This window comes from Crateriforma conspicua, from assembly GCF_007752935.1.
Lineage (GTDB): Bacteria > Planctomycetota > Planctomycetia > Pirellulales > Pirellulaceae > Crateriforma > Crateriforma conspicua.
This window is the reverse complement of the sequence record NZ_CP036319.1, coordinates 4,692,501-4,707,311: the sequence shown is the minus strand read 5'-3', so window position 1 is coordinate 4,707,311 and position 14,811 is coordinate 4,692,501. Positions and strand designations below refer to the sequence as shown.

The following is a 14,811-nucleotide window of genomic DNA, read 5'->3' as shown; positions in this document are numbered from 1 at the left end:
TTGCGCTCCATCGATTTCCCAGCCTGATTCCGGATGTTCGATCCTTTGTCCACGTGGCCAACGAATCGAATTTCTTCGCGACTTCAGTTGGGAGTCTGCTCGGGGGGCGGATGGTGCGTGTCGAGTGGGCCTTGTGTTGACCCGCTCGGTTTTGTCGGACATCTCTGGAGCCGATTCGGTTGAAACCGGCAGTCCAGGTTTCCTTTCAAAATCCAAGCCCTCATCGACATCGGCAGGATTTCCCGGTGGTCGTCGATCGTGCACCAAGGCATTGCATCAGGATCGTGGCCAATCAGGCTGCCCATCGGTCCACAACATTGCTCGCAAAGCACGAGAATGGGAGGAAACCAGCATCAACGACGACCGAACCACCAGACGTTTGCTGGCAATAGGAGTGTTTGCTAGCAAGGCGGAGTCTTCGTCTTGCTGGGGCTAAAGATTGCGGAGGCGTTCCCATCACAGGAAAGTGGCAACTCCTTTGCGAATTCGCCCAAACAGGTTCAGAGCCTGAATCGTAGTAGCGAACACCGGGATTTGCGAGGTTCGCAAAGGCACCCGGAACTGCTGGCATTGGTGAAGGGGAAAGATTTTGCAAAGCGGAGGTAAGTTTTTCTCTCATGGTTCGCAACGCGAATCGGGCCGGACACTGTTTGGAAATTTGTAAACCAAGAACTGCGTTGAGTTTACGAAGATTCATTGAGATGACGGCCTGCAAAATGGCACACCGTCTGCATTACCGCTTCACCGTTCCGACGCGGATCGAGCGACGTCGGGAAGGAATCTGTTCAACATTCACAGCGCCCGAGGGCAAAGGAAACTGCCATGTTAGTTTTGACTCGCAAAGCCAAAGAACAAATCGTTATCGGCGACGGCATCACGATCACGCTGGTGCGTGTCAAAGGAAACAGCGTTCGGATCGGCATCGACGCCCCCAAAGATGTCCGCGTGGTTCGCGGCGAGTTGGCGGAAAAGGACCAACAGCGACAAGCGGACGATGGTGGGAAGTTGGACGTCGTGTCGGGGGCCGAAGACGTCGATGCGTATCCGAAGGCACGTCGATCCATCGCCGGAAAGTTGCGATGCGAAACCAGCCGCGACGGCAAAATCGTCTCCGGCCGCGTGTCGATGCCCGGGCGTCGTGGTGCGGAACCGACCAATCGGCTGGCTGCGATGCCGCATGCCGGCAAGATTTCCCCGACCGCTGGCATCAGCCAATCGGCCGGACCTTTGGCAGGATTTGGAACGATCCGCTAGCGTTCAACCGGACGCCTCGCGGCGTTAGGTTTTTCGGCGGGCTGCCCGGATTGACGACGTGTCAACGTTCACCGCGTTGCCGTTGCGGCGGAAATATCGCTGGCTTGGCGGATCGGCGTTGCCAAGTGTGCGGGATCGGCGTTTGAACCTGGACCACTTTCGGTTTGTAGGGCAACCCGGTTCTTGGCATCAAATTCTTGCAGGTGCTTCAATAAGATTCGGCGGACTTCGAAAATGGCTTGTCCGGTCATGTGCAATGAAACGTGATCGGCATCCACCACCAACTCACTTTCAACATCGTTCATCGTGGCACTGGCGTATTCCACGACGCCGTCGCCTTTGTGTTTGGATCCCACGATCAACGGCGGATCTTTCAAGACTCCAATGATGTTGTGGTAACGTGTTTGCGGCGATCGGTCGGCCGCCAACATGACTTCGAAAATCGGGGACTCCGGTGCCAGTGAATCGATCGCTGTTGCCTCGGTCAACAAGTGGCTGTTGCGAAACAGTCCCGGATTGGCGCCGACCATGGTGCGTCCGACGGACATCGCCATGTTGGGCAATTTAATGAACGTCTCGCCCAGCCATTTGGTGATGCTGTTGGCAAAGTCGCTGCCGCGGTGCGGCGTGCCGATGGTGATCACCCGACTGACCGATTGGTTGGGGTGAAAGAACATCGCGCTGACCAACTTGGCCTTTTGATCTTCAGGACCTTGCAGTTCTTCCGGCGGACGGTCGCTGATGATTTTCCAGAATTTGTCTTCGCTCTCGATCGTTTGAAACCGGCTCAGCAGCCCGCCCATGCTGTGCCCCACCAAGACCATGTCATCCAGTGGTCGATCATCGCCCATCGGGTCGAACGTTTGCCGCATTTCAGCCAAGTCGGTGCGCAATTGAGTCGCGCTTAGCCAGAACGGTTGTCCGGACGGATACAGATAGAACCAGAACTGATAGCGTTCTCGGATCTCGGGGAAACTGCGTAGATCGTTGAACATGTCCATCCAGGTGATCGGGCTGGACCACAATCCGTGGACCATCAACACCGGGATACGGTTCGGGTCGTAGGGTTCCAACATGAAGATGCCGCGGTTTTCTTCCACCATGTTGGGGCGGACCAGTCCCAAAGTCGGGCGATCGCGTTCGCGGTATTCGGGGCTGTCCAGGAAGAATGCCAGCGGAGTCGTCAGGTCGGTTTCCAGCGGCACCCAGTGATTGGCCAATTGAATTTGATTGGCTTGCAGTGGGTCAAAGAACTCCAAAACGCAGACCGGAGTTTCGCCAGGTTTTCGATCCTCTCGCGGCGTCGGGCATCGCATCATCGCGGTCACCGCATAGCTGAGGCCTTCGGGGTAATAGCCTTCGCGGTGATCGCTTTCCGATCCCGCGCGCCGGACGGCGATCAGCGGAACACCCAGCCCATACGTCGTGTGACGGTTCCGCAGGGTTTGGATGTCATAGTCGCTGACGAATTCATAACGTTCGAATTCGGACGGTTTCCAAGCACCCCGCATTTCCGTGCGGACGATGAATTCTCGTTCCGGCGTGCGAATGGTGTAGGTTTGACCGGGTTGGAATCGATTCTCGCGGCAAAGCAACCGCAGGGTGTCTTCCAACGATTCGTTGTACAAATTGCACACCGATCGGAACTGCGGATCATACGGGTTCCGCGTGTTCACATAGGCGTCGGAAAACAGATAGTCATAGCTGTTGGTCAGCGCGATGCCGTAGTGATTCAAAGCATCGCTGACTTCGCCGGCACGTTCCGACTTCTTCCCTTCGACGTACGCCAATTCGCTTAGCGCGTAGACCAATTCCGGATCGGGGGTCTCGTGGATTAGCCGGCGAATGTTGGAAAGGCAGGTTCGACAGTCTGTCTGATAATTGCTTTCCAGCCCGTATCGTCGCAGCGTGCTCCAAGTCCGATCGCTAACTTTCGGGCCGCTCAGTCGCATCAAATTCAGCGGGCGGCTAAGCGGATTGTCACGGACGTTGCGGTCGACTAGGTACTTGGTCGTCGAACAACCCGGTCCAGCGGCCAGAAAAACCGCCAGCCAGATCAATGGCCACCGCTGACGACACGCCCAAGCCCGACGATGCGGAACTTGCCAATCCCGATCGGTCCGCCAGCGACACCATGGGCGTCCACGATTCGGATGGAAATCACCTTCCATGGCTGGGGCGGTCGCGACTGTGGCTGGTTCCGTGGGACGGGGACTCGGAATCGTTCGAGCGGTTTTTACGGCTTCATTGCCATCGATGGACCGCCGGAAACTCGGTAGCGTGACAGTAGAAAAATTCGTCCCAGGGTGTCAACGGACATCGCGAAAGCGGCCATTGGCGACGTTTCGCGGCGGACGGGCCGCGGTGGTGGCTCACACAAGTTTCACCCTGGGTTCGGCCGTCGCGGGCAAGACGATTCGCGGTCTTACGGGTATCCTAGAGGCGACCGAAACAAAATTCCCGCCGGCGTCCGCCCGTTTGTCGATTGACGATGGTGTCGTGTTACGACATCTGCGTTGCGATACACCACGGACCGAACGCCGAATCGATCCTGACAAGCATCAATATCCATGGAATCACTTCGCCAATACGTCCGAGACATTCCGGATTTCCCCAAACCGGGCATCTTGTTCCGAGACATCACGCCCATGTTGGCGAATCCCGAAGCCCTGACGGCGGCGGTCGATGCGATGGCGGTCCCCTTTGTCGACGCCGGCGTGGAAGTCATCGCGGCGGCTGAGGCTCGCGGTTTCATCTTTGCCGCGCCGTTGGCGATGAAGCTGAACGCCGGTTTCGTGCCGATCCGGAAACCCGGCAAACTGCCTTTCGACATGCACTCCTTTGCCTACGAACTGGAATATGGCACCGATGAACTGCAGATTCACGTCGACGGTGTGAAAAAGGGCCAACGGGTGCTGCTGGTCGATGACCTATTGGCCACCGGCGGCACGATGGAAGCGTGTTGCCGTTTGTTGGAAAAGTGCGACGCCGAAATCGTCGGATGCTCTTTCTTGATTCATCTGGAAGTCCTGGGCGGCGCCGCACGTTTGTCGCCCTATCAAGTCCAATCGGTCTTGACATACGGACAGGATGATGAGGAAGCCGAACTGAGTATCCAAAATCGCCAACCGGGTCCGTCGGTCTAGTTCAAGACGGACGTCGGTGTGTCGCCGAAAGTAAGCCGAGTCGAATTCGATGCACGACTGGTCTGATATCACGAATTTGCCGGACGATTTCGACCAGCGGGTTCGCATGTTCCCGCTGCCGGAATTGGTCGTGTTCCCTCACGCGATGCAGCCGCTTCACATTTTCGAACCGCGATACTGTGACATGCTGCGTGATGCCTTGGCATCGGATCATTTGATCGCGATGGCAACGGTGAAGTCCGGCCAAAGCATCGATTTGAAATCGGCAAAGCCGCCGGTCGTCGGGCCCGCGGTCGAAGACACGTTGTGCATCGGACGGATCGTTTCACACACCGAATTGGAAGGCGATCGGCACAACATCCTTTTGGTGGGAATGAAACGAGCGACCATGATCGATGAAATCGATAACGGCCGCACGTTTCGTACGGCGTCCGTCGATGTGATGGACGATTACTACCCGCCCGCCAATGTCGCGCTTCGCAACGAGTTGAAAGACGATTTGTTGCGTGCCTTCGCGTCGATCATCCCCCAAAGTGCAAACGTGCAAAAGAACTTGCACGATCTGATGGCGGGGCAAATGACTCTGGGCCCCATCACGGACATCATCAGTTACACGATGCCGTTCGAAGTGGACGAAAAGATTCAGTTGTTGGCCGAACCCGATGTCGACAAGCGAGCGGCGTTGCTGATTCGCTATCTACGCAGCGGGAAAATTCAGCTGCATTCGGTTTCGATCGAAGAACAGCAGGAACAGAAATCACAATCGGTCGGCAGCATGATTCGCGCCAACCGAAGCGATCAGTTTCCGCCGCCGTTCAGCATGAACTGACGGCCGGCGTCGTGTTTCTGCGTCGGCGAAACCAGCCGACCGCGACGGCACACAACGAGCCCAGACCCGCCATCGATGTGGGTTCGGGAACCGCGGTCGGATTGATCTGCCCGATCGACGTCGAAAAAGCGTCACCGGAAAACGCAACGTCGCCGGCGATGTCGCGACCATTCAGATCAAAGATTTGGCCGTTATCAGGACTGTTGATCGCGTACCAGTCACCCACACTGGCATCGCGGAATATCAATCGTGGTTCGTCACCGGTGAACGCAAAATCCGCACCGCCCAGTTGTTGACCATAGGTAAGGTTGTTCTGTGTATCACCACTGTCAGTGATACCGATGGCGTCCCTGACACTGGAAATCGATGCCAGGTTGTCGATGATTCCGTCATCATCGCCATCCAAGTCCGTCATGCCCGCTTGGCCGGTGAAATCGTCGACCAGTGCAACCGTCAAGGTCGGGTTTAGAAACGGGCGATGGTCAAAGACATAGATGCCGTTGCTGTCGAAGGTTCCGTCGATCGAAAGAGCCCGATCCACCAAACCGTAGCTGCCGACTTCGCCGCGAATTGCCAACAAGAATCCGCGAAACGGCATTCCAGCGACGCCGCTGAATTCCGACTGAGTCGTTAGCGGAGGCAGGCCTGGGATATCGGGTTGATATTCGCTGATCAGGACGGCCGGGGCGGACGATGTCCACAGAGTACCGATCCCTGTGAACAGAAGCGTGATTGATTGAAAGATGAACGCGCGCATGGTTGATTGAATTTGATTGATAGAGTTTGCAATTACTCGGGGGAGGCAGAGCCGGGCATGCATCGGAAACCAATGCCAGCCCGGCGATCACTTGCAGTCGATGGTCGCAACACTTCGCCGGCGACAAATCACTGAACTCGGTCGACGATCGCGTCCATCCATTCTTCATCATCGTCCAAGCCCGATCGTTGGATGTCGGCGGCAACTTGGACCAAGGCTTGGTCTGTCGTGGCGTTCTGCGTTGTTTGGCGTGCCAGTGTGTTGATCACACGCAGGGCATCGATCGCGGTGATGCGGCCGTCACCGGACACGTCGACCATCGGATGGTTGGCCGACGTCTGAACCGACGCCGATTCGCCTTCGGCAGTCACTAGCTGTTCGACGTCCACGTCGCCGCCGTAGCGGGCAACAAAATTGATGACCATCAAGGCGTCCAGTGCGGTGGTGCGGCTGTCGCCGTTGACATCGGTCGGCATCACTGGGTTCTGGAACACCCCGGCGATCACGGGCGCCGACAGCGGTGATTCGAATGCACCGCTGTCCGGGGCGTCGCCTTGCGGGCGTGCGATGCCACGCTGGTCAACGTCGACTCCGGCGGGATCACCCGATGCAAGTGCGGGGCTTCCGGCACTTAGAGCGTGCGTCATCGTCGGGCCGCCGTTGTCGGCAAGCGGTTGCAATCCTGTGTTGGTCACATCCACTTGGTCAGTCGGCTGGGTGTTGGCAAAGTTCGCCCCCGATGTGTCGCCAATGACGTTGAAACCGTCGGTGGTCACCGCACCATGGATATTGGGGCCATCATCCGCGTCATTCATCGCGATGATCGACGATCCAATGGTTGTCGAACCACCGTCGATCGTGTCGATTCCGCCACCGCGGGGCGAAGCGTTTAATGCGATGGTGGAACTGACCACTGTTAATGTGCCGGTGCTGCTGTTCCAAAGTCCGCCGCCTTCGTTGCCCGATTGGTTTTCACTGACGGTGGTGTTAATGACATCCACGATCGCATCGCCGCCCAAGTGAAGCCCGCCGCCGTTGCCCGGCATTGCCATGCCGTCGGGCCCAGTGACGTTGCCAACAAGCAAGACACGTTCGATGGTGCTTTCACTTCCTCCGGTGACTTCGATGCCACCGCCGGCGCGGTTGGACGTGTTGAATCCAATAGTTGCATCGGAGATTTCCAGCGTTCCGCCAAGATTCATGATCCCGCCGCCACTACCGCTGGTTCCATCGGCCTGGTTTTCCGAGATCGTTCCGCCGGAAATCGTCAGTGAACCACCGTTGTTGAAGATGCCGCCGCCGCCGTCGTCCGCGGCATCACCACTGGCGACGTTGCCCATCAGATCGGTGGACAGAACGGACATCATTCCGCTGCCGTTCCACAGCCCGCCACCTTCGCGGCCGGCATGGTTTGATTCGATTCGGCTGTTTTCGATCACGGCGTCGCCAACACCCGTGATGTGCAGGCCGCCGCCATTGCCGGGGGTTGCAAAGCCGGATGGGCCGGCGATGTTGGACACCATGTCGACTTGGCTGAGCGTGGTGATGGAGTTCGGTGTCGCTTCGATTCCACCCCCGGCACGACTGGCAATGTTACCGTCAATCAAGGTGTTGCTGACTTCGACGGTTCCGCCGTCATTCAAGATGCCTCCACCGCTTCCCATCGTTGTCGGGAACACGACTTGCCCTCGGAGTTCGCCGCCTGGGTTCGTGGTCGAATGGAGGTTGATGTAGGTTCCGCCCGCGGCGAAATCGGCAAAGTTGGACTCGGGCAGTTCGACATCATGCAGTCGCAAGCGAATGGAATCGCCGTCTTGGACAAAGTTTTCCACACCCAGATTGACGATGACCGGACCGTTGGCATCGGCGGCGGCAACATGAAGGTGTGCACCGGTCAGTTCGGGCAAGCTGGTGTCGTCGTTCAGTTCGATACCACGGACGATCACGTCCAAATCAAAGGTGCCGGCATTCGGATCGTAATGGATCGCGGCCGTTCCGGTTGCCACCGTCGTCACCGAGGGAACTTCGGCGTCACCGGACAGGGTGACGATGGTCGATGCCGTCGCTCGGTTGTTCGTCAGGGTGGATGAATCGATTTGGATCGTTCCGCCCGCATTGAAGACGCCACCGCCACCCTGGTCGGCTTCATTACCAGCAGCGACGTTGCCATCGATCTGGGTTCCCGAAACCGCCATCACGCCGGTCCCGTTCCAAAGCCCACCGCCTTCGCTGGCGGCGAAGTTGTCGCGAACGGTGCCGCCGATCACTGCGACGGTACCCTGCCCTGTCACATGCAGACCGCCGCCGTTTCCGGGCGAAGCCGATCCAACCGGCCCGGCCGTGTTGGATTGCATCGTGACGTCGATCAGCGTGCTTTCGCTGTCCGTGGTCGCCTCGACGGCCCCTCCGGCGCGATTCGCAACATTTTCGGAAAGATTGGTGGATTCGACTCGCAGGATCCCATCCAGATTCAAGATCCCGCCACCGCTTCCGCTGGCACCATTGGCGACGTTTCCGGTGATGTTTCCGCCGTTGATGATCAGCTGACCGGTGTTATTGAAGATGCCACCGCCGCCGTCGTCGGCCGCATCACCGCGGGCGATGTTGTCCATCACGTCGACATCGACCAATGTCATCAAGCCTGCGCCGTTCCATAGTCCGCCACCTTCGCGGTCGGCCGTGTTGCCCACGACAGTTCCGCCCTGGATTTCAACCGATCCACTGCCCGTGACGTGAAGCCCGCCACCGTTGCCCGGTGCGGCGGCGCCCATCGGACCAGCCTCGTTTTCCATCAAATCGACGTTGGACAACACCGTGTCGCTGTCACCGGTGACTTCGATGCCACCGCCGGCACGTGAAGCCGAATTGTTGCGGATCTGTGCACCGGAGATTTCCAGCGATCCCCCGAGGCTGAGGATGCCTCCACCACTTCCGCTGGCGCCATCGGCCATATTGGATTCGATCACACCACCGTCCATGATGACTTGACCGCCGTTATTAAAGATGCCGCCGCCGCCTTCATCGGCTGCATCACCCGAGGCATTGTTTCGTTCGATGGTGATGTTGATGACCGTCATGGTTCCCGAGCCATTCCACAGTCCACCGCCTTCGGCCGCAGCGATGTTCTCGCTGACGAAGCTATCGGCGATCAAAACGTCACCGGCACCGGTGACGTGAATCCCGCCACCGTTTCCTGGCGCGGCGGCGGATGCGTCCGCTGCAGTGACGCCCGCGTTGTTGTCGCTCAAAAACACGTTCTGCAGCGACAAGCCTTGGACGCCAGGAACATCCGAAGCGTCTTCGATCCCGCCTCCGGCACGACTGGCGACATTGTCCGTGATCTCGGAGTCGAACACGGAAACCTTGCCCGCGTTGATATTCAGGATGCCGCCACCGCTGGCACCGGTTCCCGCCGCAAAGTTGCCGGACACGATGGAACGATTGACCGTGACCAAACCACCGTCGTTGGCAATCCCGCCGCCCCCACCCGCGGTTCCCGTCGTCGCATTGTCAGTGATCCGGGCGTCGGTGATGGTCAGCAAACCGCCGTTATTGAAAACACCGCCGCCGCCTTCGGTATTGGTTTCGCCGCCGGCCCGGTTGCCGACGATTTCCGCGTTTCCGGCGATCGTCATCACGGCGCCGTTTTGATTCCAGACTCCGCCTCCCTCGGACGCTGCGAAGTTACCCGCGATGACCCCGCCAAAGATGGCGACTGATGTTGCCGCAGCGCCACCGGTCACGTGAATGCCACCTCCGTTGCCCGGCGACGCCGAACCGGCAGGCCCGGCAATGTTGGCGTCGTCGACGGCGAATCCGCCCAGCATCACATCGGTAAGCGTCAACGATCCGGTGCCCAGTTCAATCGCGCCGCCGGCACGATTGGCCACATTGCCCGCCAGGGTCGTCGATTGAATCGATACCGAACCGCCCGTGGAAAGAATTCCACCACCACTACCGCTTGCACCGGAGGCGGTGTTGTCGGTGATCGAACCACCGATGATGACCAAGTTCGCACCGACGTTGTTGATCGCCCCGCCTCCTTGCCTGGCGGCGTCACCCGTCGCGACGTTGGAAACGATGTCCACATCGTGCAGTTCTAACGACGTCATGCCCGCGGCATCGATCGCCCCGCCCGACGCTGCGGAACCACCGGTCAGCGTCAAACCGGAAAGTCGGACCGGACCTGCATCGGTGATGGAAAACAGCCGACTGCCACCCTGTGCATCGATCTGAATCGATTGGCCGAAAGATGGTTCGATAGCGACCGAGTCGGTCAATGAAAGTTCACCACCGGCCAAATTGATCGTGGCATCACCCAGCGACGGGCTAAACGATATGGTGTCGATTCCCGCGGTCGCACCGACTTGGCCCGCGGCAGCCTCATTGACTGCGGCGTTGGAATTGGCCGCCTGAATCGCCTCACGCAGACTGACAAAGCCATCTGCCGCGACCACGTCGTCGACGGTGTCCACGATGTATCCGGTCAACACACGTCTTGCTTCCAGCGGTTCAAGTCGACTGCGACGAACCTTTCGGCGTCGCAACCGGGATTCCTTGGTGAAACAAGTTGATGGACGACGTTTATGGTTGGATTGGCGCAGGTTGCGTTTCAGCATGAATCAGTTCTCGTTCGGGAATCCGGAGGGTTCGCCGACGCAAGCATCCGAGTCTGATCATCGCTCCGATCACCTGCGTCGCGAAAGGTACGGACAGCGGTGGGGCAGCGGATGCAAAAAGCTGAAAACTTTTTCGTAGATTTCCTAAAGCTGATTCTCAAACCAATCGGTCAGATCTTCGCTGACCAAATCGGCATCCTCCAGCGATCGTCCATCGCGCGGGGACTGTGTCCCTCGTTCGATCGTGACGGCGATGCGTTGGATGGTGGTGTACGAATCCGGAATGTCCAGCACACGAGTCCGGTCATGGTCGTCGTCGCCGCCGACTTGTCCGGCAAACGTCCATTGTCCCCGCGGATCCACCAACCAAATGGCATAGAAAGTGTCACCGTCCAGTGGATCCCAATTGACCGCATGGACGTGTAATTGGTTGGCCACACGGTCAATCCAAAATGATGCCAGCGGTTGTGTGGGTTCCCGCCGATTAACGACGGATACCAAACGCTGATTCGGGTCGGACATCGATTGAAAACGTGGTGGCAATGGATCGGTTTGACCGTGCGTGCTTGCCGAACCCAGTTGGAGATGATTGTCCGATCGAGGAATCATGACGATCGCCATCGCGAAACCGGCGGCGGTCGCCAAAGCGGGAATCATCCAACGCTTCAAAACATCCAGATTTTCAGATTCGGCCCCCGATGCTCTAGCGTGTCTGGCCGGCGTGGAATTGTCAGCGTCGATGGCGTGATGGATTTCTCGTTCGATCGATTGGATCGTCGCAGCATTCGGGCGATGATCGGATACCGATGTCAGCATCGCTGCGTGAGCAGCGGACAAGCTTTCCAGCGAATCACGGCAATCTTGGCATCCCGCATCCAGGTGATCTTCCACCTGTCGGGCGACCGAAGCATCCGCCTGGCCGGTCAGATAATTCATCAAGTGCTGCTGGCAATCGTGACAGTTCATGACGGTTCAGTGTGCTCGATCGACTCGAAAGAAAAGCGAACGTTGGAAATCATTTCAGTGTTCCCTGGTGTCGGAACCGGTGTCCTTTCGCAACCGATCGGCCAAATCGGCCAACCCGCGACGGATGTGACTTTTCACCGTTCCCAGTGGCAATTTCAATTTTTTGGCGATCTCACGATGGGTATGCCCATGGAAAAAGGCCAATGTCAGCGCGGATCTGGACTCATCCGACAACCCAGCCAAACACCTTCGAACCTGTTGTGCGTCTTCTTGGGCCGCCAGGTTTTGACCCGGATCGGTCGAATCCACCAGGCTTGCCACCGTAGGCGTCAGCTGCGGATCCAAGGAGGCTTCAATACGCACTCCCGCTTGAGAGCGGCGAAGGTGATCCCGAGCGCGGCTGCGGGTCAGGATCGTCAAATAAGTACGCAGTGAACTACGCTGCGGATGATAGTTGTCCGGGCTTTTCCAAAGTTCGATGAAGACTTGGCTGGTCACCGCTTGGGCATCGCTGTCTTGGCCACAAATCGAATGGGCAATCGCATAGACCAACGAAACGTGCCTGCGATACAAACATCGCAGCGCCTCGGTTTGGCCGGAAACCATCGCGGCCAGCAACTGTTCGTCGGACTGGGATTCCGTCATGGCGATCGAATCAGAGCGACAAAGCGGGCTGATCGGAATCCGCCGGTTCGACCGCGGCATCCGCCGGCACCACCGCCAGCGGCGTCACCGCTTCGGTCATCCAGCATCCATCGAATGGAGGCTCGTTTTGCCGAATCAGATAGAACTGGTACGCACGTGTCTGGCCATCGGCGTTGTCAATGGAAACCAAAACCATCGCTTCATCACCGCGAATCTGTGGACGCCCGATCAAGCCGTGGCGGTGGCCGATCAGGGCGGCAAACGGTGGTTCGACCACCAGACGTTGAAATCGCTCAAACGGACCAGTGAGTCTGCGATTCGATGGCGAAGCAAACGCAAAACAGAGTTTCAGCTGTTCGGGATCGACTGCGCCCTTACGCATCGATTCCAACTGAATGGCAACGACGTCCGCCGGGCCCAATTCTGGTTGGACTCCCTTTTCAAACTCGGCAAGGTCCAAGGATTTTGACCCGGGTGTCGGGGCCGAGGGATCTGGTTGAATCAACCGCCAACCGATCCCGGCGATCAGGCCAATGCCGACAAAAATGCCGATGGGCAAAACCTTGCGAAAATCGGTGGGCACAGCTTGGGCGTCTCAGAAAATGCGGATAAGACCGCGATCATCGTCACGGCCTGAAGATGGCATGCCTAGGCGGTTTAAAAACGCCGACCCCATCATAGGGACTCAAATCACAAACGTCTCCGATCGAAGTTTGAATCCACGTGATTCCAAATCAATACCGCAAGTAACTAACCGACCGTTGCCAAGTTCGCTTTGAGTGCTTCGTTGATCGCCCGACTGCCGGTCAAGTTTTCAAAGGCGACGCCCGCACAATGCCCGCTTTGGGACGGGCGTGCCCAGCGGACTTTGACCGCAGCGCTGGGCCCTGTCGGAAGCGTGACCAGGATGCGTTCGCCGATTTCCAATGCTTCGTCCGTGGCAATTTGAAGACCGCTGCGCGAAACATCGATCAACTGGGCGCTGTTGATCAGCGTCTTCCCGGCGGTCCGTCGCACCGTGACGTCGATGCCAACGACTTCGCGCGGATGTTCGCGACGGCTGATGTGCCCTTCGTGGATCAGGCGTTCCAGCAATTCGGGATGCAACTCGCGGCGGAACTTCATCCCGAAGCTGCGTGACGAAAGCGAAGTGTGCTTGTCCCAGCAGATTCGACCGGCTGCTTCGACCACCACGTCGTCTTGGCTGCCGAAAATTCGAATGATGCCAACCTGCGGACGGATTTCTGGGGGAAGATCAGCCTGAACTGCGCAGCCCGACTGGCTGACATCGATGATTTGTGAATCGAATACCTTCGGTTGATCGTCGAATCCGACGATCAGCTCGGCCCACAGGGACATCGAGCTGGTCCATCGGTATCGATCATCTTTTCGCTGGGGCGGTTGTTCGTCGGACATGGAAGGAAAAACCGGGGCTGGACAAATTGCAGAGGCAGGGAAAAAAGGCACAAGGATCACTGTTCACCGTCAGACCTCGTGCCATGGGTAACCTAGGCCACAAAACCTGCGTCCGACCGCTGACACTGCCGTTGTCAGCCCCCCCAAGCGAAGAGATTCACCCGTGGTCACGATCGGTTGTAGCGGGGATGCGAATGATTCCGGCAAATGCGAAATCTTTACGCCCCATCGTCCGAGTCGATTCCGCAGTGGGGGAAGGCCCTGATCAGAGAATGCGGCCCATCGCGGTGACTGTGGAAGAATCGCTAGCCGAGCCGGTATACTTCGTGCGGCAGGCGGTTCAACGACGCTTGCCGTCGAATGACGACCGCGAATCCGTCGATTAGCCCAGTCTGTGACCGGGTGCGATGCGAAAGTGGGCGAGTTGAAAAAAATCACCCTCCCATGACGACGCGACGGGACCCATCTCGTCGCGCGTTGCCATCGAAAGGAATGGTCCACTATGGACTCTGTTGCCGACACGCCATCTGGCAGGCATTTTGATGATTCTTCGCACTGCCTGGCGGCACGCGAAGCTCCCATGCACGTCGATCCCAATGAACCCAAGGGGGACGGCGCCGATTTAAAACGGATCGAGGCGGCCGTTCGCGTCATCTTGGATGCGGTTGGCGAAGATCCGAATCGTGAAGGTCTGCTGGAGACCCCCGCACGGGTCGCGCGGATGTACGCGGAGATGTTTGCAGGATTGAAAGTCGATCCGGGCCGTCACTTGGCCAAAGTTTTCACCGAAGATTACGACGAAATCGTTTTGGTGCGCGACATCAGCTTCTGCAGCATGTGCGAACACCACCTGCTGCCATTCACTGGCAAAGCTCACATCGCTTACTTGCCGGACGGAAAGGTCGTCGGGCTTAGCAAACTTGCACGCGTGGTTGAAGAAGTCGCGCGGCGACCACAAGTTCAAGAACGAATGACACAGACGGTGGCTGACCTGATCGAAACGCGCTTGTCCGCTCGCGGCGTCGCCGTGGTTGTCGAATCCACTCACAGCTGCATGACGATGCGAGGCATTCGCAAACCCGGAAGCCTTTGCATGACCAGCGCGATGCGCGGCGCCTTCCGCGATGATCCGGCGACCCGCGCCGAAGTCCTGGGGCTGATCAATCGATAAACCGTTTT

General features: G+C 58.1%; 12 protein-coding genes. 5 read left to right on the top strand and 7 right to left on the bottom strand.

Translation table 11 applies throughout. From position 1 onward, the window contains the following. Nucleotides 1-822: 822 nt before the first annotated feature. The gene (gene csrA / locus Mal65_RS27545) at nucleotides 823-1,254 is read left to right on the top strand and encodes a carbon storage regulator CsrA (protein WP_145300248.1); all 432 of its coding nucleotides are present in this window, start codon (nucleotides 823-825) and stop codon (nucleotides 1,252-1,254) included. A gap of 68 nt (nucleotides 1,255-1,322) precedes the next feature. On the opposite strand, the gene Mal65_RS17165 is transcribed toward csrA, so the two are convergent. Then, the gene (locus Mal65_RS17165; RefSeq protein WP_390621867.1) at nucleotides 1,323-3,206 is read right to left on the bottom strand and encodes an esterase/lipase family protein; all 1,884 of its coding nucleotides are present in this window, start codon (nucleotides 3,204-3,206) and stop codon (nucleotides 1,323-1,325) included. A 107-nt stretch (nucleotides 3,207-3,313) separates the two neighbouring features. Here Mal65_RS17165 and Mal65_RS26595 point away from each other — a divergent pair, with 107 nt between their 5' ends. From Mal65_RS26595 to Mal65_RS17155, 3 genes are all read left to right on the top strand, one after another. Continuing rightward, nucleotides 3,314-3,538, top strand: a complete 225-nt coding sequence (locus Mal65_RS26595) for a hypothetical protein (RefSeq protein WP_165700970.1) — start codon at nucleotides 3,314-3,316, stop codon at nucleotides 3,536-3,538. 286 nt (nucleotides 3,539-3,824) lie between these two features. Next, nucleotides 3,825-4,400, top strand: a complete 576-nt coding sequence (locus Mal65_RS17160; RefSeq protein WP_145300243.1) for an adenine phosphoribosyltransferase — start codon at nucleotides 3,825-3,827, stop codon at nucleotides 4,398-4,400. Nucleotides 4,401-4,449: 49 nt separating this feature from the next. Then, a complete protein-coding gene (locus tag Mal65_RS17155) occupies nucleotides 4,450-5,229 on the top strand; it encodes an LON peptidase substrate-binding domain-containing protein (protein ID WP_145300240.1) in 780 nt (259 codons plus the stop codon). On the opposite strand, the gene Mal65_RS17150 is transcribed toward Mal65_RS17155, so the two are convergent. The 6 genes from Mal65_RS17150 to Mal65_RS17125 all read right to left on the bottom strand — a co-directional run bounded on the left by Mal65_RS17150 (nucleotide 5,216) and on the right by Mal65_RS17125 (nucleotide 13,632). Next, nucleotides 5,216-5,986, bottom strand: coding sequence for a PEP-CTERM sorting domain-containing protein (locus Mal65_RS17150; RefSeq protein WP_165701338.1), 771 nt, complete (start codon nucleotides 5,984-5,986; stop codon nucleotides 5,216-5,218). The two genes, Mal65_RS17155 and Mal65_RS17150, sit on opposite strands and share 14 nt — an antisense overlap. A gap of 128 nt (nucleotides 5,987-6,114) precedes the next feature. Continuing rightward, nucleotides 6,115-10,605, bottom strand: a complete 4,491-nt coding sequence (locus Mal65_RS17145) for a CHRD domain-containing protein (RefSeq protein ID WP_145300234.1) — start codon at nucleotides 10,603-10,605, stop codon at nucleotides 6,115-6,117. A gap of 144 nt (nucleotides 10,606-10,749) precedes the next feature. Continuing rightward, nucleotides 10,750-11,571 carry an anti-sigma factor domain-containing protein gene (locus Mal65_RS17140; protein WP_145300231.1) on the bottom strand — a complete coding sequence of 274 codons (822 nt, stop codon included), beginning with the start codon at nucleotides 11,569-11,571 and terminating at the stop codon, nucleotides 10,750-10,752. 54 nt (nucleotides 11,572-11,625) lie between these two features. Further along, nucleotides 11,626-12,216, bottom strand: a complete 591-nt coding sequence (locus Mal65_RS17135) for an RNA polymerase sigma factor (RefSeq protein ID WP_146439059.1) — start codon at nucleotides 12,214-12,216, stop codon at nucleotides 11,626-11,628. Nucleotides 12,217-12,226: 10 nt separating this feature from the next. After that, nucleotides 12,227-12,799: a DUF4864 domain-containing protein gene (locus Mal65_RS17130; RefSeq protein WP_145300225.1), complete on the bottom strand. Its 573-nt coding sequence runs from the start codon at nucleotides 12,797-12,799 to the stop codon at nucleotides 12,227-12,229. 167 nt (nucleotides 12,800-12,966) lie between these two features. After that, nucleotides 12,967-13,632, bottom strand: coding sequence for a PilZ domain-containing protein (locus tag Mal65_RS17125; protein ID WP_145300222.1), 666 nt, complete (start codon nucleotides 13,630-13,632; stop codon nucleotides 12,967-12,969). Nucleotides 13,633-14,212: 580 nt separating this feature from the next. Here Mal65_RS17125 and folE point away from each other — a divergent pair. Continuing rightward, nucleotides 14,213-14,803: a GTP cyclohydrolase I FolE gene (gene folE / locus Mal65_RS17120; RefSeq protein ID WP_145305000.1), complete on the top strand. Its 591-nt coding sequence runs from the start codon at nucleotides 14,213-14,215 to the stop codon at nucleotides 14,801-14,803. The last annotated feature ends 8 nt before the right edge of the window (nucleotides 14,804-14,811 follow it).